Here is a 19,273-nt window from a genome sequence, read left to right as displayed (position 1 = left end):
AATGAAAAATTCCAAAAATAAAATCTCAAATTTCAATAGAATTTTTCAGATTACTCTTTTGTTTATCGCATTATTTATCAGCAATAGCATTTTTGCTCAGTTTGATATTCCCAAAAAACCAGATTTTCAAACTTCAGTTTACGATTACGCTAATATTTTAAGTTCTACAGAAAAAACGCAATTAGAAGAAAAGCTAATTCGCTATTCAGATTCTACATCTACACAAATTGTAGTAATTACCATTGAAAGCTTAAAAGGTGAAGACATTGGTATTCTTACGCCAAAATGGGCTCAAGAATGGGGAATCGGACAAGCAAAGGAAGATAATGGCGTTTTAATTCTATTGGCTAAAGCCGAAAGAAGAATTTGGATTTCGCCAGGTTACGGACTTGAAGACCGATTAACTGCAGGTATTGGCGGAGAAATTACTCGAAACATTATTATTCCAGAATTTAAAAAAGGGAGTTATTATAACGGTCTTGACAAAGGAGCTGATGCGCTTTTTGATGTTTTTAAAGGAAAATATAAAGGCGAACGTAAACAATCAAAAGGACAAGACTTTCCTTTTCTGCCTTTTATCGTAATTGTTGTAATTGTTTTAATCTTACTCTCTCGAAATAAAAGAGGCGGTGGAGGAAATTCTGGCAACAATGGCGGTGGTGGCCCTAGCTTGCTTGACGCTATTATTTTGAGTAATCTTGGAAGAAGTAGTGGCGGATTTGGAGGCTTTGGCGGCGGATCATCTGGCGGTGGTTTTGGCGGAGGCGGCGGTTTTGGCGGTGGCTTTGGCGGCGGCGGATTCTCTGGAGGTGGCTCTGGAGGAAGCTGGTAATTTATTCTGGTTCTAATTTTCATTGTTTGAGGTTTCAGGTTTAGGTTTCAATCTTAAAAAATCATACATTTACATTTTACAATTTATTAATAGATGTTATCACATAAAGCAAAATACGCCCTTAAGGCCTTACTTTATTTAGCAGAACAGGACGAAAATCACATTTCTAGAACCGTAGAAATTGCTGATGGCGCGAATATTCCAAAAAAGTTTTTGGAACAGATTTTATTAGATCTAAAACGTGGTCGTTTTGTGAGCAGTAAGCAGGGAAAATTTGGCGGATACTATCTAATTAAATCCAAAAATGACATTACTTTGGCAGAAATTCACCGATTATTTGACGGTGCAATTGCACTTTTGCCATGCGCTTCTTTAAATTTTTACGAGCCTTGCTCTGATTGCAAAACCGAGTCTGAATGCAGTCTGCGTCACGGTTTGATGCTTATTAGAGATAAAACTTTGAAGGCTATGGAAGGCATCACAATCGCCTCATTGGTAAAAAAATAAAAAAATATTTTCTAAAGTCTAGTAAATCGATAGAATTAATTATATATATTTGCCAAAAATAATTAACTAATCATTTACAAAATTTTAACTCATGAAAGTACATTCTAGTAAATCAGGTGGACAAAATCTTTTGCAAAAAAAACATAATTATAATTTCACAACTGTGAATACTGTTTCATCTATGATGTGTATGTGTTGGTAAAAAAAAATTAATTTTAAATTCTACTAATCACATATACTTAATATAAGAAATGAAAACATCTATAAAAAATATACTTACAATACTTGCAGTTTTAACATTCTCAATCTCATTCGCACAAAACATTGAAGGAGTTGTAACAACTGATCAAAATATTCCTTTAGAAGCAGCTAACGTGGTAATTAAAGGAACAACTTTTAGTACAATTACAAATTCTGAAGGACGCTTTTCTATAGAGTCTCAAGGAAAATTACCTCTTACACTTTTAGTTCAATACATTGGTTATAATACCGCTGAACTTGAAATTACTTCAATTCCAGCTTCTCCAATATTAATAACTTTACGCGAAGAGAATAAACTTGTTGAAGTAGTAGTTTCTTCAAGAAGAAGAATCGAAAAAGTACAAGATGTGCCAATTGCAGTTTCTGTCGTTACAGGAAAACAAGCAGAAGCAGCTGGAGCATTTAACGTAAACCGTATTAAAGAATTGGTTCCATCTGTACAATTATATTCTTCTAACCCAAGAAATACAGGAATCAATATTAGAAGTTTAGGTTCACCATTCGGACTTACAAATGATGGAATAGATCCTGGAGTTGGTTTCTATGTTGACGGTGTTTACTATGCACGTCCAGCAGCAACTACTTTAGATTTTATCGATGTAGAACAAATCGAGGTTCTACGTGGCCCACAAGGTTCTTTGTTTGGAAAAAACACAACTTCTGGAGCTTTTAACATTACTTCTCGTAAACCAAGTTTCACAACAGGTGCCGATTTTGAACTTAGCTACGGAAATTATGCCTTTTTACAAGCTAAAGCTTCTATTACAGGAGCATTAGGAAAAAAAGTGGCAGGTCGTTTGTCTTTTTCTGGAACGCAGCGTGATGGTTTAATTGATAACGTTGCTACAGGAAGACCGACAAATACTTTAAACAATCAAGGTTTTAGAGGACAATTATTATGGACTCCTACCGAAAATACAAACGTCACTTTTGCAGGTGATCTTACAACACAGCGTCCTGACGGATATGCGCAGGTTGTTGCTGGTGTTGCCCCTACTAAAAGGGCTGCATACCGTCAGTTTGATGCTATTATTGCCGATTTAAATTATCAATTGCCAAGTTTAAATGCTTTTGATCGTAAAATTGATCATGATACTCCTTGGCGTTCTGGACAAGATTTAGGAGGGGTTTCATTAAATGTTGATACAAAAATTGGAGGCGGAACACTTACTTCTACAACAGCATGGCGTTTCTGGAATTGGGATCCATCAAATGATAGAGATTTTACAGGATTACAAGTTTTAGCTAAATCTCAAAACCCAACAAGACAAACTCAAATTACGCAAGAAGTTCGTTATGCAGGACAATTAACTTCAAAAATTAGTGGTGTTGGAGGAGTATTCTTTATAGACCAAACTTCTCAAACAAACGGAACTGAAGAATCTGGAGATGCGCAATGGAGATTCTCTCAAAGTTCAACAAGTTCATTATGGGCAACTCCTGGACTTTTTGAAGGGTACGGAATTCATACTGATGCAAGAATTAGAGCTTCGAGTGCGGCAGTATTTGGACAACTTGATTGGGCAATTACAAACAGATTCCATATTTTACCAGGTTTAAGATATAATTTTGATAAGAAAGATGCAAGCTACTCTCGTAAAACTTACGGAGTTCTTCAGACTACAGATCCTGCCCTATTGGCTTTGAAAAAATCGGTTTACTCTGATCAAGCATTTGATTCAGATACTGATAACACAGATTTTTCTGGAAACTTAACACTTACTTACAAAGCATCAGACAAAATCAATGCTTATGCAACATTTGCTAAAAGTTACAAACCAGTTGGAGTTAACGTAGCTGGACTTCCAACAAATTCATCAGGACAGCCAATGACTGAACTTGCAGTGGTTAAACCAGAAAAAGTATATCATTACGAAGTTGGTGTAAAAACATCTCCATTTAAAAATTCAATTTTAAATTTAACACTATTTAATACTGATATCAAAGATTTTCAAACTAACGTTCAGGCAGCTGAATTAGGTGTAAACCGTGGTTATCTTGCAAATGCTGATAAAGTACGTGTAAGAGGTGCCGAATTGGATGCGAGCTTTGTTATCAATTCACATGTAACAATAAATGGTGCTGCAACTTATACTGATGGTAAATATGTGAAATTTACAAATGCACCACTTCCATTAGAAGAAACAGGACTTACTGTTGATGGGGTTCAGGTGGCTTATAAAGATGTTTCTGGAACTGATTTACCAGGTGCTTCAAGATGGGCTGGATCTCTTGGAGGTGAGCTTTCTGATCAGGCAAGATTCTTTGGTAATGCTGGAAAAATTTTCTTCGCTGCTGATGGTTATGCACGTTCTGAATTTTCTTCAAGCCCTTCGGCTTCAAAATATTTAGTAGTTCAAGGTTATGCAATCTTTAATGCTCGTTTAGGTTTCCGTGCTTCGCAAGGTTTATCTATTCAAATTTGGGGAAGAAACCTTTTCAATAAAGATTACTATGAGCAATTATTGCCTGCAAGTGGTAACACAGGACAATATGCTGGAGTTCTTGGTGATCAAAGAACTTACGGAGTTACTTTTAAGTATTCACTGTAAGCGGTTAGGTTAGTTAGTTTTAGTATTAAAAACGAGATGCATTTTAGAATGTGTCTCGTTTTTATTTTCACAAAAAAAATTATAAAACAGATTTTAAAATAAATAGAAATGAGATCAATTGTATAAATTCGCAGCCTGAATTTATAACTTTTGAACAGATCTTTTAGATTTCTTTTTATTATAATCTTTGCTTGCCAGCTAATTACAGCGCAAAATCAAAGAAATATCGACCAGCAAACTTTAACCTGGATTCGATACTATAATATTTTTCCGTTATCTGAAAAATGGGCTCTTCATTCTGAATTTGACAATCGAAGTTTTGTAAATCCCATTCATGAAAATCTTTTTGTCATTAGATCTCAAGCTCGTTATAGAGCAAATAAAACAATAGATTTAGGTGCCGGATTTGCTTTTTTTAGTGTGAACACTCAAAATCCGTATGTTGATCCTGATTATTCGGTTCCTGAATATCGCGCTCAGCAAGATGCGACCTTGATTAATGATATTGCGAAAATTACTTTTCATAACCGTTTTCAGCTAGAGGAACGATCCATACAAAAAGCAGATAAAAACGGATTATTGGACGAGTTCTCCTATGCTTTCAGATTTAGGTACCGCTTACAATCCATGTTTACGCTTTGGGAAAAAGAAGGCAGAAGTATAAAAGGAACTATCTCTGATGAAATTTTATTCAATTTCGGAAAAGATAATCGCAGAAATACTTTCGATCAAAACCGATTTTATGCTGCATTGCGTTATCATTTCACACCAAATCTTGGTTTAGAATTGGGATACTTAAAAAACTTTCAAAGACGTGCCAGCGGTGTAGATTTCTATAATCGTGATATTATTAGGTTTACGGTTTATCATAGAATTAATCGTAAAAAGTTATGAGTTATGAGTTATACAAAAAATGCCTGTCAAATCAAATTTGACAGGCATTTTTTGCAATCTTTAAACCTTTGTTCCTCTGAATCTTTGCCCCTCAAAAAAATCAAGATCCTCTTTGTCTCTTTCCTTTTTTACTTTCTGCAAAGTTTCCAATTTTATAGGCTAAAGAAAACATTACATAACGTTTTAAAACCGTATTTTCTTCATCTCTAATCGATGTTGCCGAAATGGTTCTTGTAGCACTTTGATTCTGATTTAAAACATCATAAACCTTAACCTTTGCATATAATTTTTTATCCAAAAATCCGTAAGACAAACTCGTGTTCCAAAGGAAAAAATCCTTTTTAAAATCACCTGAAATATTTGAATTATAAGTGTATCCAAAATCATTTCCAAAAATTAAATTGGCTGGCCAATAAGATGTTGTTTGCAAATTAATTCTGTGAATCACGTTTGAAGTCGCGTCTCTCGAATAATTTTCATATCTAGTTTCATTATATGACAAACTATAAGATGGTGCAATCGAAAGCACTTCTCCATAATCGTAAGAAGCATAAACACTTGGCGTAACTACAACCGATTTTGCATAATACAAAACAGCATTTGTAAATCCTTTATCAAAATTATAATTACCGCTCAAGCGAAGACCGTATCTAATTGTATGCGCATCTTTTTTAATCTGCTGATTCCAGTTTCCGCCAATCGAAGCTGAATAAGTTCCTGAAATATTTACATAAGTCGTATTTCTTTTCCCGCTTTCATCATAAATAGAAGTCGAAACTACGTCATTGTTATAATAATCGCCTCTAAGGAAAAGGCTGTATCCTGAACGCGTTCTAAAATCAAAATTTCTGAAATCAACGCCTGCACTGTTTTTCTCAATCGGATTCAAATTAGGATTTCCAATTACACTATTAAGCGGGTTATTTAAGTTTGCAACTGGCATTAATTGTGTTGCAGACGGAAGCGTATTCGAATAATCATATTTAAAAGTCAAATTTCTCGAACGATCAAATTTATATCGAAGCTGCGCATTTCCATAAGGAAGCATATATCTTTTATTCAGATCGGTTGCTTGATTTAAATAGAAAGAGTGATTGTCAAACTCTATAATAGAAGTTCTCGAATTTAAATTAAGAGTGAATTTACTTTTCTGTAGAGTAATTCCAACTTTTGGCGTAATCGAATTTTGTTTTGATGTAGTGTAATTTGTTAAAGATAAATTCAGATCAGAATATTGCTGTTCTGTTTCATCAAAATCAAATGTTTTTTGGTCATTAATCGAATTCTGCCAATTAAAATCGGTTCCGAAACGCACACGAAGCGAATCTGTAATTGGCTCTGTATATTCTAAATCAATGGCATAATTATCACTTTTAGATGTGTTTTTAGCATTTTGATTTCTTTCGTCATTTGGTTTTGCATCCTGATAGAAAATAGTTTCAGAAACGTTGATTCCGTCAGAATCACTCTTAGTGTTATTGTTATTGAAAACAATACTCAGATTTCTTGATTTCTTTTCGAATGTTTTATTGAAATTGATGCTGTTCGCAAAATTCGTATTCGAACTTTCATTGTGCGAAGTCGCTGTGCTTTCGTTCAATGCTTCACCGTTTTCGTTTTCAGAATATGTCGAAGAAGAAGAGTCACTATTTGACTGCGAAAGGTTCAATTTTGGAGCAAAAACGATCTGCATCGTCGGATCGATTTTATATTCTAATTCGAAATTTACATTGTTTCCTGTATTTTCATTTTTAGTCTTAGAATCTGCTTCAGTCAAAATATTTCCAGTCGGCAAGAAACTCAACTGATTTGATTTGCTATCATTTTTAGTTACAGCATTTGTAAAATTATAACTGCTCATAAATTCCAAATCCTTTGTCCAATCATCTGAATAATTAATTCCAGCCAAAGTAGACTGTGTAATTCCTTTTGCGCCACTACTAGCGCCCTGACCGCCTTTTGCATTTCGTCCGCCTCCCATATTATCAAAAACTTCATCCATAGAGAATCCCGTTGAATTGATATTATTGGAAGAAGCCAAAACACTTATTTTTTGTTTATTTTTGAAAAAGTTCATCATCAAACTGCTTTCGTAGCGTTCGTCAGAACCATATCCGCCAAGAACTTTTCCAAAATATCCTTTGTTTTTCTTTTCGTCAATAGTGATATTAACTGTTGAATAATCTGAACTCGATTCTTGTTTTGCAAGCTCTTCTTTTTTTGTTTTAAAATCAGAAACCTGAACTTTTTTAATGATGTCTGCAGGAAGATTTTTAATCGCAATCGCTCCATCTTTATCAAAAAACGCTTTTCCATTCACTAAAACCTGATTGACTTCTCGTCCATTTACCGTGATTTTCCCGGAATTATCAACATCAAAACCAGGCAGTTGCTTCAATAAAGTCTCCACATTCGCATCTGGACGAACTTTATATGAAGGTGCGTTAAATTCTAAAGTATCTTTTTTAATGGTAATTGGCGGGGCTTCAGATTTTACTATAACTTCATTTAGAACATTTGCATTTTCAATCATATACAATTTTCCAAAGTCTTTACTTTCTGTAAGTCCCTTTTGCTCTTCGAAATAAGCTTGATATCCTGTATAATTTACTTTTAAGAAAACGGGTTTATCATACTTTTTTGTATTTATAATAAAATTTCCATTTTTATCCGTAGTAGCATATTCGATAATTGTGGAATCTTTTACAGCTGTAAAATAAACGGTAGCAAGTTCAAGTGGAAGCTGGCTGTTAATATCAATTACAGTTCCTTTAATAACAACATTGTTCTGGGCACTTGCCGAATAAACAAAAACTAAAAACAATAGAAACGAATAAATTCTGGTCATAAAATTAGGTTGGTTATAGCAATAAGACTTAAAAAAACACAAAAGGTTTAATTGTGTTTTTTACATTTATTCAAATATAATGCCAATAAAAAATTGATCTTATAATTATAATGGCACAAAACATAAAAAAATCCCCTATTCTAGGGGATTCTTTTTTTATTTTTCTCTGATATAAATATCGATTGGAACTCCAGCGAAATCCCATTTCTCTCTAATTTTATTCTCCAGATATCTCTTATAAGGTTCTTTTACGTATTGCGGTAAGTTTGCAAAAAACACGAATTGTGGTGTTTGAGTTGGCAACTGCATGCAATATTTAATTTTCACATACTTTCCTTTCATTGCTGGCGGCGGATAAGCTTCGATTACTTTCAACATATACTCGTTGAATTTTGAAGTTGAAATTCTTTGTTTTCTATTTTCGAAAACCTGAACCGTAGCTTCCAATGCTTTTAATAAACGTTGTTTAGTCAAAGCAGAAACGAATAAAATTGGCACATCTGTAAAAGGCATCAATTCTTTTTTGATTTTCTCTTCGTAATCACGTGTAGACATAGTATCTTTTTCTACTAAATCCCATTTGTTTACCAAGATTACAACACCTTTACGGTTTTTCTCTGCCAACCAGAAAATACTCTGGTCCTGACCTTCAAATCCGCGAGTTGCATCGATAACTAAGATACAAATATCTGCATGCTCGATAGCACGCACAGAACGCATTACAGAGTAAAACTCTAAATCTTCTTTTACTTTTGCTTTACGACGAATTCCCGCAGTATCAACCAAGTTAAATTCGAAACCAAAACGGTCAAATTTAGTATCAATTGCATCACGAGTTGTTCCAGCAATATCGGTAACAATGTAACGATCTTTACCAATCAAGGCGTTGATAAAGCTAGATTTTCCAGCATTCGGACGTCCAACAACTGCAAAACGAGGCAAATCTTCTTTAACCTCAACTTCTGGTTTTTCTGGAAAAGCTTCAATTAAAGCATCTAATAAATCTCCCGTTCCGCTTCCTGAGATACTTGCAAAAGTGAAATAATCTCCTAAACCAAGATTATAAAACTCAATTGCATCTTTCTCACGCATTGCGTTATCTACTTTATTTACAGCCAATAAAACTGGTTTTGTTACTTTACGAAGTAATTTTGCAACAGTTTCATCCATTGGCGTAATTCCTTCTTCAACATCAACCACAAAAATAATAACATCAGCTTCGTCAATAGCAAGCTCAACTTGTTTACGGATTTCGCCTTCGAAAACGTCATCAGATCCTCGAACATATCCACCTGTATCTATGACAGAAAACTCTTTTCCGTTCCACTCGCTTTTACCATAGTTTCTATCACGGGTAACCCCAGATACTGAATCTACAATAGCTTCTCTTCTTTGTATCAGCCTATTAAACAGGGTCGATTTCCCTACGTTAGGTCTTCCTACTATCGCAACAATGTTATTATTCATTTTTTTTGAATTTTAGACTTTAGACTTTAGGTTTCAGATTTTTAGCTTACTAAAAACCGAACCATTAAAACCCTAAATGCCTTATTTAAATTTTTTGCAAAGGTAGTTAAAAAAAGTTGCTGAGCTACTAAGTTTCTAAGTACCTAAGATTTTGTTCTCTTTCAGGTGTAAAGTTTAAAGTTTTTAAGTCCAACATTCAACTTGAAACCTGAAACTTGAAACAATTAAATTTTATTGATTGTAACCAAATCGTTTCAACATATTAGCATTACTTCTCCAGTTTTTGTTCACTTTTACATAAAGCTCAATATGAATTTGTTTTCCAAAGAATTTCTCTAGATCAGCTCTAGCATCGGTTCCAACTTTTTTCAAAGCGGCACCTTTATGTCCAATAATGATTCCTTTTTGCGTATCGCGTTCTACCATAATTACCGAACGGATTCTGATAATAGTATCGGTTTCGTGAAATTCTTCTGTTACGATTTCTACTGCGTACGGAATTTCTTTAGCGTAATTCAATAAGATTTTCTCACGGATTGTCTCGTTAACAAAGAAACGTTCTGGCTTGTCTGTTAATTGGTCTTTTGGATAATAAGCTGGAGATTCTGGCAATAATTCGATAATTCTTCCAAAAACTTCTGGAACGTTGAAATTCTGCAAAGCCGAAATTGGAAAAATTTCTGCATTTGGTACTTTTTCTTTCCAGAAAGAAACTTGCTGTTCTAATTGTTCTTGATTTGAATTATCAATTTTATTTAAAAGTAATAAAACCGGAATTTTAGCATGAATGATTTTCTTAAAGAAGTCTTCGTCTTTAAGATCCTGCTCGCCTATTTCGACCATGTAGATTAAAATGTCAGCATCTTCAAAAGCCGATTTTACAAAGTTCATCATAGATTCCTGCATTTCATATGCTGGTTTGATGATTCCAGGAGTATCAGACAAAACTAACTGAAAGTCTTCTCCGTTTACAATTCCAAGAATTCTATGACGTGTAGTTTGTGCTTTTGAGGTAATGATCGATAATCGCTCTCCGACGAAAGCGTTCATCAATGTTGATTTTCCAACATTTGGATTTCCGATAATGTTTACGAAACCTGCTTTATGTGACATTTTTTGTTTTATTTATTTTGCAAAGGTAGTCATATCAAGTCAATACAGAAAATAAAACATTTTTTTAAGTTTTCGTTGGATTTCTCAAAAATCGCCGTATCTTTGCACCCGAAACATCGCGGGATAGAGCAGTAGGCAGCTCGTCGGGCTCATAACCCGAAGGTCACAGGTTCGAGTCCTGTTCCCGCTACTAATTGGGACAAAGAAGAAAATTTCTTCTTTGTCCCTTTTTTATTTAGCCCTATCAGCCTGTTAATACTGTAGATGAGATGCACCACTTCATTTACTCTAGCGGTTCGAAACCCGTTTTCTGAGATCGTAAAATTCTCAGGAAAAATCGAACCTAATAAATCTCTCGACTCAATCCAGTTGCCGTTTTCATAATATTCGTTAAGCTTCATGAGATTCTCAACTCCTGCTTTTAAAAGCTCTTCTATATCTTTATTCTCATCGTCAATACCAGATAATTTTAATTCAAGCATTCTTACCATCTCTCCGTAATCTGACTTCATATCTCGGTAGTCAGAAGCATCTATCTGTTTTGTTGCAAGAAGATCTCTTGCATTTGAGATTCTTGTTTCATAATCTTTGATCTGACTTATGATTTTAGTCTTTTCTTCCAAGACATCCTTGATCTGTTCTTTATAACAGTCGCCTATGACATTCGCATAGATATTTTTAATTTCAGGAATAGGCACATATTTTTTCAGGTTTTGTATAAATATCTCATTGGCTGTTTCCGAATTAATCCTATATCTGCAACCTGCACTGCAATGATAATACGGGTAATATTTATGTCGTCCTTTAGATATGCTTCCAGTCAATATTTTCCCGCAGTCGGGACAGATGAAAAAACCTCTCAGCGGAAAAGGCTTGGCTGAAAGAGCTTTTGGAAGATATTTGCGGGATCGCCCGTCAAGCACATCCTGAACTTTGTAAAAAAGTGATTCCGAGATCAATGCTTCATGCTGTCCTCTCACTAAAGTGCGTTCCTCATCCTTATATTTAGGAACTTCTATCTTTCCACAGTAAAGAGGATTGCGGATCGCTCTCCAAAAATGGTTCTTGCCTGCTTTAAGCCCCTTTTCTTTTGCCATGTGAAGCACCTGTTCTGTATTGAAAATTCCTTTGGAAAGTTCTTCAAAAGCCCATTTTAAAATAGAGGCTTCTGGCTGGTCGAATGCAATATATTTTGTACCATCTTCTTTTACTCGGTTAACATATCCAATGGGAGCAATTCCCATATATCTTCCCTCTTTTCTAGCTCTTCTCATTCCGTGAAAGGTATTCAGGGCTCTACGGTCATTCTCTACCTCAGGAGCAGCCAGATAAAAAGCCAGCATCATTTTGTTCTCGGGTATTGAAAGATCTAAAGGCTGTTCTATAGCCTGAGGCTCAACTCCCAATTTTCTGAGGATACTGATCATCTGGTAAGCATCTCCCGCATTTCTGCTGAATCTGTCCCATTTGGTAAAAAGCAGAAGATCAGTTTTATTCTTCTGCTTCTTTAGATCCGTAAGCAGTTTTTTCCACTGCGGGCGGTTGAATGTCTTTGCCGAATGGTCTTCATAAATTACATATCTAACTTCAACTGCATTTATATCGCAGTACTTGCGAAGCATTTCTTCCTGATTTCTCTGTGAGTAGCCCCTGTCAGCCTGCTCATCGGTACTCACTCTCACGTATAGGTCTGCTATTTTTCTCATCTTTTTTCTTTAAATAGTTTGAAACTGCCATGTTTGCCAATTTTCTTAAAAATTCTAAAATCATTCCCGCCTGTTCCAGCGATACTTCCACTCCTTCATCTTTCAGCATTTTTCTTGTCTTTTCTGCCGTCATTTTTCCTCTTTCTTCTCTTCCATCCTTCTCCATTTGAAATTCCTCTTCATTAAAAAAAGACCGAGCCTCGGTCTTTTTTGTTCCACAATCATTCATCGCTATAAAGTTATGACACTTTTTTCATTTTATCCTGATCAAAATATGGTGGGGATAATACAAATATAAAACCTAATTCACTGAGGATCATAAGTAAAATTTACCTATCATAACTCAATCCATTTTCAGATTCTCTCCCAAAGATAAATCGCTTTTCTGTCAATGTCATGGACATAATATGTACATAAAATAGTTCTATCATTATGGAAAAACTTATTTAGTTTAGTGTTCATTTATCTTCGCTCTTTTCATTGAGCATTCTGTATATTTCATCCAGAACCTCTATTTCTGCACTTGGAATCAACTGAAGAGCAAGCTCCAGAACCGAACCTATGTAAATATCCCTGTTGTCAAGTTCATCCGAATAAACCACATTCAGGCACATTTTAATAAGATTCACTCCCAGACATGTCATATCTGTATAACCATAAAATCTTATCTCACGTATTGATTCCCCATCTTTGTCCTGAATGGGTTTCAAAAGTTTAAAATGATAGGATGCAAAATCTTTAAATTCTTCCAATGTTTTTATCTTATCAGTTTCCATAATTTTAAGTCTTAATATTAGTTATTCCATTTCTTCTTTATTTTCTGAAAACAGATCATTAATCTCATTTAAAAATTCAAATTCGTCAACTGGAAATAACTGAAGAGCTATTCCCAGTATAAGTCCCACATCAATGTATTGGTTTTCAATCGTAGGAGGAACTTCTGCGCTGTCGTGATCTAAAGCGATAATACAGAGCTTCATCAGGTTTCTTATAACACAAGCAAGCTCTTGATAGTCATAAACTCTTATCTCTGCATTGTACATTCCCCTTTTATCGTCTGCTGGTTTCAGGGTATTAAGCATTCTTCCGCTTAATACCCTGATATTATCCAGTTTTTTGATTTCATCAGTTTCCATAACTTCATTTTTTAAGCTGATAAAGTCACATCTTGATGAATTTCCGCAAGTCTCTCTAATTCTTTTTGAATCATAGCTTCTGCCTCCCTCATAAAATCACGGCATCTGTCTTCCATCAGCTGATAGTACAGATAATCAGAACTGTTTCTTCTGCTGAATCGAAGTGTGTTCGGATTCTTTTTCAGAAGTCTGAACATATTTTTTTCATCCCTGCTGTTTCGAGGGAAGTATTCAGAAGTTATGTCTGTAAAATATTCACACACTTCAAATAAGTAGCCCATAGAAAAATGGTTAGGCGTGTACCCGAGAAATACCCTTATAAGTGAAAGGCAAGTCTGCTCTACGATCTGATGAAGAGAACTCATTCTGACTTCATAGGAAAAATACTGATCATTATTGTAAATAAGATCCCAGATCGATGCAGAAACACTGCTTCGGTCTCCAGCGTATAATGTGGTGCTTTTTACATGGCGCATCCCAGAATCAATGTCAATTTTAGGATGCTTTTCGGCATCAATAAACAGAGCCTGCGAACTCCTAATAATATTACATAAGAATAACTGCTGGTCGCCGTATAATTTCATAATATTTCGAAGGCTGTGCATAAGAATAGTAACCGTTATCAGACCTTTCGATCTGCCCTTTATCTTATCGGTAATATCATTGGCGATATTATCCTCGAACTCTTCTGCTATAACCAGCAGATAAAGATGGACACGCTTTTCTTTTTTAACAGGCTTCTGGAAAGGCTCATTAAAAGTATAACTGCTCTTCTTCTCTGCAAAACAGTAAATGCCTATCGGATCGATGTTCTGCGAAATAACTCGATAAATTAAATCGGATGCGGTGTTTTGAATTGCTTTCATAATTTTACTCATTTTAGTTAATACTTGTCTGAAAAATTGTATTTTTGTTTAACACACAGGCAAGTAAGCAATTACTTGTACCGTACCGTATCAAATTTTACCGTACCGTACATGAGATTCTTTGTATCATACATGAATCCCGCTTTTTTATTCTTAATTATTATCTTTGAGCTATGAGCACATTAACAAAACCAAACCACATGGGACGCAAAATCAGCCGTATCCGTGAATTGAAAGACATGAAGCAGGAAGCATTGGCGCAGGCTATGGGAACAAACCAGCAGACTGTTTCAATATTAGAAAATAGCGAAGAGATCGATGATGAAAAATTAGCAGAAGTGGCAAAAGCTTTAGGAGTTACTGTAGAAGCAATTAAAAACTTTTCTGATGAAGGCGTGATTAATTATTTCAATACTTTTAGTGACAATAGTATTAATCAAGGACCAATAGGTAACCAAAATATTTGTCATTTTAATCCTCTTGACAAACTAGTTGAAGTTTACGAAGAAAATAAAAAACTTTACGAAAGATTATTGAAATCTGAACAAGACAAAATTGAATATTTGGAAAAATTACTAAAAGCCAAATAAGCTTTTCTATAAAAGATATATTAATTCACGCAAAAAAGAGACTAAAAGTCTCTTTTTTGCTTTTAATTCATTTACATAAATAGCTCATAAAGGTAGTTTTTTTAACTGCCTATTAAAAATCCCACTATCTAATTAATTCGAATTGAAAATATCATTATACTGCAAAGTGATTCCTCTAATCTATTTCAATTTTATTAATTTCTTCCATTATTTTGTTCGTTTCTGATAATGCAACAATTATTTTTTGGTAATGAGCAATTTCATCAAATTCAAGTTTTCTTTCCTTTCTGTCTTTCAGCCATTTCTGCGCTGGCTGATACCCCCCAATATAAAAGTTCCATACAATTTCTGGAACATTCTCAAAATATTGTGTTTCATTGATAAATATCTTTTCGTCTTTATAGTGAGGTCTACTTACAACACAATCTCCGGAAATATTAAACTCCGTTATAAAATCTTCAACTTTTGAACTTTCTAATAAATGAATTTGTCTAATTTGCGAACCCAATGCTACCAATTCCCAGAAAAAATTGATATTTTTTGGATATGGAATTTTTGGAAAATCTGTTTTTAAAAAATCTTTGTATTTAGCTCTGTATTTTGGAGAATGCAAAACTGCGTATATATAATCTAAAAGATCAATTGGAGAAAAACTACTTGTATTTTGTTCTTTTTCATGTGTAAATTTCAGATCTAAAATAGTTGCTATCTCGTTTATAATTTCAGCATTTAAATTTGGAATTCTTTTTGAATTTAATTCTGTAGAAAGCTGTCCGTTACTTTCAGGATAAAGATATAAGGGAAAAAGATTGACACCACCTCGGCGAAACATATTAGCATCAACAGGATTTTTAGAAACTGTTGTTAGACACCATTCAACATCTCCAATTGCTAATCCCTGTCTACCAATTCCTAACAGTATATTTTCTTTAGCTAAAACATTTGTAATTAATTCTTTTCTTGGATAATCCATCATTACACTACTGAAATAACACGGTCGGTCGTCAAATGGCCTATAAGCGCAATTAATAATTTTTTTATCCCAATTCAAATCATTTTGAATGTCTGTTCTAGCCTTAGTAAGCTTCCAATCTCTATTATCTTTAATCGCATATTTTAAGTAGATTTCTTCATTTGAAATATTTTTATTTCTTAGTATTTCAGCTCTTTTAAATATCTCATTTTTATCCAAATTGATACAAAAGTCATCCCTGTGGGTCTGAAAACCCATAACGTTTATTTTAAATAATTTTGTTGGATTTATTCCTTTATTATATTCAGTAAAACGTTTTTCATCAATACTTTTAAAAAGAAAATCATTTTTAAATGGAACAAAGTTTTTGAATTGAATAGATTTCAAAGAATTTTCAGAAAGGAAATCATATTTAAAATCTCTTTTTCCAAATAAGTCGTAATGAAAAACTCTCCCTAATTCGTTTGCTTTTTTCTTTCCAGTTTTTATAAATATATTAATTGAAACACCTTGCTCAATATCAAAAACATTTACATCTACAGAACCATCTGGGGAAGTTTCTTTTTTCTTGTTATTCCCATGTAGATCTATTGTGTAAATTTTGTCGTAAGTTTTTAATAAACTCCAACGCATTCCTCTAAATGTTGGGTTGTCTAAAAAACCGTGTGGATTAATAAAAGCCAAGACTCCTTCACCATTTCGTTCAATATAATGTTGCGCATAACGCAAGAACTTTACATAATCGTCATTTATAAATTTTGAGTTTTGTTCTTTTAATTTTTCTTTCCCGCCTGGCTCTTTTTTGTAATCCTCCATTAATTGTGTAATCCATTTGCCTTTATTTTTGCTTTCGCCACTATAAGGAGGATTTCCAACAATACACATTACTGGTGTATCACGTTTTATGAAATTTGCTTCGTTAGCTTCGCTACTTAACCAATTAGCAAATAAGGTTCCTGTATCAGGATGACTTTCTTCTAAACTGTTGGTTAAATATATTTTGAAACGTTGATCCTTAGTTGGTTTAAAACCTGTTTCTGTTAACAACAAATCCATTTGTAAATGCGCCATTGCGTAACTTGCCATAAGCAACTCAAAACCATTTAAACGAGGTAATAAATGTGTCTCCACATAATTACTCCAAACGCCTTGTTGTCCTTTGAATTTTGCGTGAATATGTTTTACTACTTCAGCCAGAAAAGTTCCCGTTCCTGTTGCTGGGTCAAGAATTTGGACTTTATGCACCTCTTCCTCAACTGTTCTAATATTGTCTTTGTATCTTTTATCTGTTGCTTGAACATTTACCTTAATTCTTGTTTTACTATTGTCTGCCAATCCTTGTTGCAAATCAAATTCTGTTTTCAGGATTTCGTCAACTGCACGAACTATGAAATTCACGACCGGTTTTGGCGTGTACCAAACACCGCGAGCTTTTCGTAATTTGGGGTCGTATTCGCTCAAAAAAGTTTCATAAAAATGGATAATTGGATCTTCCATTTTTGTTGATTTTCCATAATTTTTCAAAATTTCTGCAACGTTACAAGCCAAGAAAATTTCTACTAAACTATCTACAATCCACATTATTCTGTCATCAATATCTGGTCCAGCAATGTAACCAAACAATTTTCTCAAAAATGGATTTGTCTTAGGAATTAACTCTGATGCTTCCTGTCTTGAAAAAGTTGGCAAGGTAGGGTCGTGTAAACGAGCAGCAAACATTCCATAAGCAATGGTTTGAGCATATACGTCTGCGAAACCTTTTGGAGTAATATCATGAATTAATATTTCTTTGAAAGCTTCCATTTGATCTTTCAGAGTACTATCTTCACTATTATTCTCGTCATTCGTTAAAGCTAATTCAATAACATCGGAAAGAAGGCGAGCTTTACCAGCCATCATTTCAGCTAGCTTTTTTGAACTTTTGATAGTTTGTCCAATAAATGAACAAAAGTCCTTTAGTAGATTAATAAATGTGGCAAAATTGTTAGGTAAAGCAATTATTTTTCCATTCTGAATTTCTGCGATTGTAACCTTAGTAATAAAAACTCCTTCAATATATAGATGGAAATCTAAATAATCTGTGAATATAATATTTGGTAAAGCTGATTTGTAACGGTCAAATTGTTCTTTATTTCCCGTTTTTTTTGTTCCCGCTAAATCTTTGTCACCAATATCTTTTGCTTCAATGTAACCAACTTCAATTTCTTTTTTAGTTATAATATAATCTGGAGCCCCACATTTAATTCTCTTGGGCTCGTTTGTCGCTTTTACTTCAGGGACTATACTTTCTACCAGTTGTTCAAGCAAACCTCTAAAAGTATGTTCAGTTGAGTTACCAAGCTTATATTTGGCATTTAAACTTTCAATATATTGTTCTAAACTCATTTACGTATGTTGTGTTTTATGAAACATAATGTTAATCTTAAAATAAAATCTTTGTTTTTCATTTCTGAGATTTTTTTTAATAGCATGATATAGCCATCTTTACAATAAATATTATTTATTATAAAAATGGTAAATTATACATAGCTTATAATTACAATACTACATAAAAAAAACAAACAGCCCTTATCAATAACCATAAAAAATCAGAATTATTTATTGCAAAAAATCGAAATAAGGTGACTTATTAATACGGGTAAGGATCATATTTGGACTTCCTAAATAATAAAATTCTCCAAAACCTATATTTGCCATAATTCAATTTTTGAAATTCATTGCAAATTTTTAATAGAAAATTATTTTGGTATATCAGCTATTGCTTCTAATTTCTCAGTTAATTCGATTGCTTCTAAAATATATTCTCTGATTTTCTCAGGAAACATATTTATGTCCAAAACTTTTATTGCCGTGCCTGCCATACAAACCATTAGCATATTTGTACTACCTGAACCAATTTCGTTATAATCTATGTCTGTAGAAATTATAGCATTTCCTCCCATTTTAACACATTGGATCCTTATATCAGCTTTACATAAATTAGTTGCATTTAATATTTTCTTATTTGTTGTATTTGATGTTCCACCAAAAAAATCGTTGAAAGACCGTGAAAGTTCAGTTGCGAATCCAGTTCCAGATGTTGTTTGTGCAGTAATCATGTCGATTGCCTCATATTTCCAGTCATTTGGAGCTGGAGATGATAATATTGGTATGTAATGAATGATTTGCCTCAATCTATTTTCTATATCATTTTTTTGTTGTTGAAATGTACGTGCTAATTTATTAAGCAAATCAGGTGAGCAACCAGTACAGTAGGCATCAAAATTTTGATTAAGATGTCTATTTATAAAATCAATTTTTGTTTGTGGCACTAAGTTTACAGTACTAAAAAAACCTGTTAAAGATTTTCCACAGCAAGGACATTTCTCTAATTTCATAATAAATGTGATTTTGAATTTCAGTTAAGCTAAATACTTTTTATTTTTATAAATTAGTAAAAGCATAATATCACAATGATACATAAAAAACACAAATAGCCTTTACGGTTTTCCATAAATTCATTTTATTTCTAAAATATCCAAATTAAAA

At 33.7% G+C, this 19,273-nt stretch carries 15 protein-coding genes and 1 tRNA gene; 6 read left to right on the top strand and 10 right to left on the bottom strand.

Going from position 1 to position 19,273, the window contains the following annotated elements; all coding sequences use genetic code 11:
- The first annotated feature begins 1 nt into the window (after position 1).
- The 4 genes from OD917_RS16465 (at position 2) to OD917_RS16450 (ending at position 5,046) form a co-directional block, all read left to right on the top strand.
- A complete protein-coding gene (locus OD917_RS16465) occupies positions 2 to 832 on the top strand; it encodes a TPM domain-containing protein (RefSeq protein WP_263524483.1) in 831 nt (276 codons plus the stop codon).
- Between the two features lie 93 nt (positions 833 to 925).
- Positions 926 to 1,339 (top strand): RrF2 family transcriptional regulator, encoded by a 414-nt coding sequence (locus OD917_RS16460; RefSeq protein ID WP_012023964.1) that lies wholly within the window; start codon positions 926 to 928, stop codon positions 1,337 to 1,339.
- A gap of 251 nt (positions 1,340 to 1,590) precedes the next feature.
- Positions 1,591 to 4,152: a TonB-dependent receptor gene (locus OD917_RS16455; RefSeq protein ID WP_263524482.1), complete on the top strand. Its 2,562-nt coding sequence runs from the start codon at positions 1,591 to 1,593 to the stop codon at positions 4,150 to 4,152.
- 150 nt (positions 4,153 to 4,302) lie between these two features.
- Positions 4,303 to 5,046: a DUF2490 domain-containing protein gene (locus OD917_RS16450; RefSeq protein ID WP_263524481.1), complete on the top strand. Its 744-nt coding sequence runs from the start codon at positions 4,303 to 4,305 to the stop codon at positions 5,044 to 5,046.
- A gap of 100 nt (positions 5,047 to 5,146) precedes the next feature.
- On the opposite strand, the gene OD917_RS16445 is transcribed toward OD917_RS16450, so the two are convergent.
- The 3 genes from OD917_RS16445 to era all read right to left on the bottom strand — a co-directional run bounded on the left by OD917_RS16445 (position 5,147) and on the right by era (position 10,474).
- Complete coding sequence (locus tag OD917_RS16445) at positions 5,147 to 7,894, bottom strand: outer membrane beta-barrel protein (RefSeq protein ID WP_263524480.1); 2,748 nt, start codon at positions 7,892 to 7,894, stop codon at positions 5,147 to 5,149.
- 156 nt (positions 7,895 to 8,050) lie between these two features.
- Entirely contained in the window at positions 8,051 to 9,361 is a 1,311-nt protein-coding gene (der, locus tag OD917_RS16440) for a ribosome biogenesis GTPase Der (RefSeq protein ID WP_263524479.1), read from the bottom strand.
- A 231-nt stretch (positions 9,362 to 9,592) separates the two neighbouring features.
- Complete coding sequence (gene era / locus OD917_RS16435; protein ID WP_263524478.1) at positions 9,593 to 10,474, bottom strand: GTPase Era; 882 nt, start codon at positions 10,472 to 10,474, stop codon at positions 9,593 to 9,595.
- A 117-nt stretch (positions 10,475 to 10,591) separates the two neighbouring features.
- Here era and OD917_RS16430 point away from each other — a divergent pair.
- Positions 10,592 to 10,664: transfer RNA gene (locus OD917_RS16430), tRNA-Met, on the top strand.
- Here OD917_RS16430 and OD917_RS16425 read toward each other — a convergent pair.
- From OD917_RS16425 to OD917_RS16405, 5 genes are all read right to left on the bottom strand, one after another.
- A complete protein-coding gene (locus OD917_RS16425) occupies positions 10,624 to 12,180 on the bottom strand; it encodes a recombinase family protein (protein ID WP_263524583.1) in 1,557 nt (518 codons plus the stop codon). The two genes, OD917_RS16430 and OD917_RS16425, sit on opposite strands and share 41 nt — an antisense overlap.
- The gene (locus OD917_RS16420; protein WP_263524477.1) at positions 12,137 to 12,409 is read right to left on the bottom strand and encodes a hypothetical protein; all 273 of its coding nucleotides are present in this window, start codon (positions 12,407 to 12,409) and stop codon (positions 12,137 to 12,139) included. Before OD917_RS16420 ends, OD917_RS16425 begins: the two co-directional genes overlap by 44 nt.
- Positions 12,410 to 12,638: 229 nt before the next feature.
- A complete protein-coding gene (locus tag OD917_RS16415; RefSeq protein ID WP_263524476.1) occupies positions 12,639 to 12,956 on the bottom strand; it encodes a hypothetical protein in 318 nt (105 codons plus the stop codon).
- Positions 12,957 to 12,977: 21 nt separating this feature from the next.
- Positions 12,978 to 13,316 carry a hypothetical protein gene (locus OD917_RS16410; protein ID WP_263524475.1) on the bottom strand — a complete coding sequence of 113 codons (339 nt, stop codon included), beginning with the start codon at positions 13,314 to 13,316 and terminating at the stop codon, positions 12,978 to 12,980.
- Positions 13,317 to 13,327: 11 nt separating this feature from the next.
- Entirely contained in the window at positions 13,328 to 14,182 is an 855-nt protein-coding gene (locus OD917_RS16405; RefSeq protein ID WP_263524474.1) for a hypothetical protein, read from the bottom strand.
- Between the two features lie 173 nt (positions 14,183 to 14,355).
- On the opposite strand from OD917_RS16405, the gene OD917_RS16400 reads away from it, so the two are divergent.
- The gene (locus OD917_RS16400) at positions 14,356 to 14,772 is read left to right on the top strand and encodes a helix-turn-helix domain-containing protein (RefSeq protein ID WP_263524473.1); all 417 of its coding nucleotides are present in this window, start codon (positions 14,356 to 14,358) and stop codon (positions 14,770 to 14,772) included.
- Positions 14,773 to 14,947: 175 nt separating this feature from the next.
- On the opposite strand, the gene OD917_RS16395 is transcribed toward OD917_RS16400, so the two are convergent.
- Both OD917_RS16395 and OD917_RS16390 read right to left on the bottom strand, forming a co-directional pair.
- Positions 14,948 to 18,130 carry a type ISP restriction/modification enzyme gene (locus OD917_RS16395; RefSeq protein WP_263524472.1) on the bottom strand — a complete coding sequence of 1,061 codons (3,183 nt, stop codon included), beginning with the start codon at positions 18,128 to 18,130 and terminating at the stop codon, positions 14,948 to 14,950.
- Positions 18,131 to 18,483: 353 nt separating this feature from the next.
- Positions 18,484 to 19,122: a heavy metal-binding domain-containing protein gene (locus tag OD917_RS16390; protein ID WP_263524471.1), complete on the bottom strand. Its 639-nt coding sequence runs from the start codon at positions 19,120 to 19,122 to the stop codon at positions 18,484 to 18,486.
- Positions 19,123 to 19,273 lie beyond the last annotated feature (151 nt).

The organism is Flavobacterium sp. SH_e (assembly GCF_025717045.1).
GTDB lineage: Bacteria > Bacteroidota > Bacteroidia > Flavobacteriales > Flavobacteriaceae > Flavobacterium.
Note: the sequence above shows the minus strand (reverse complement) of the source record. Positions and strands in the feature narration are given on the sequence as shown.

Coding starts and splice junctions, on each gene's coding strand:
- OD917_RS16465 (WP_263524483.1), top strand. CDS start 2: ATGAAAAATTCCAAAAATAAAATCTCAAATTTCAATAGAATTTTTCAG.
- OD917_RS16460 (WP_012023964.1), top strand. CDS start 926: ATGTTATCACATAAAGCAAAATACGCCCTTAAGGCCTTACTTTATTTA.
- OD917_RS16455 (WP_263524482.1), top strand. CDS start 1,591: ATGAAAACATCTATAAAAAATATACTTACAATACTTGCAGTTTTAACA.
- OD917_RS16445 (WP_263524480.1), bottom strand. CDS start 7,894: ATGACCAGAATTTATTCGTTTCTATTGTTTTTAGTTTTTGTTTATTCG.
- der (WP_263524479.1), bottom strand. CDS start 9,361: ATGAATAATAACATTGTTGCGATAGTAGGAAGACCTAACGTAGGGAAA.
- era (WP_263524478.1), bottom strand. CDS start 10,474: ATGTCACATAAAGCAGGTTTCGTAAACATTATCGGAAATCCAAATGTT.
- OD917_RS16425 (WP_263524583.1), bottom strand. CDS start 12,180: ATGAGAAAAATAGCAGACCTATACGTGAGAGTGAGTACCGATGAGCAG.
- OD917_RS16420 (WP_263524477.1), bottom strand. CDS start 12,409: ATGAATGATTGTGGAACAAAAAAGACCGAGGCTCGGTCTTTTTTTAAT.
- OD917_RS16415 (WP_263524476.1), bottom strand. CDS start 12,956: ATGGAAACTGATAAGATAAAAACATTGGAAGAATTTAAAGATTTTGCA.
- OD917_RS16410 (WP_263524475.1), bottom strand. CDS start 13,316: ATGGAAACTGATGAAATCAAAAAACTGGATAATATCAGGGTATTAAGC.
- OD917_RS16405 (WP_263524474.1), bottom strand. CDS start 14,182: ATGAAAGCAATTCAAAACACCGCATCCGATTTAATTTATCGAGTTATT.
- OD917_RS16400 (WP_263524473.1), top strand. CDS start 14,356: ATGAGCACATTAACAAAACCAAACCACATGGGACGCAAAATCAGCCGT.
- OD917_RS16395 (WP_263524472.1), bottom strand. CDS start 18,130: ATGAGTTTAGAACAATATATTGAAAGTTTAAATGCCAAATATAAGCTT.
- OD917_RS16390 (WP_263524471.1), bottom strand. CDS start 19,122: ATGAAATTAGAGAAATGTCCTTGCTGTGGAAAATCTTTAACAGGTTTT.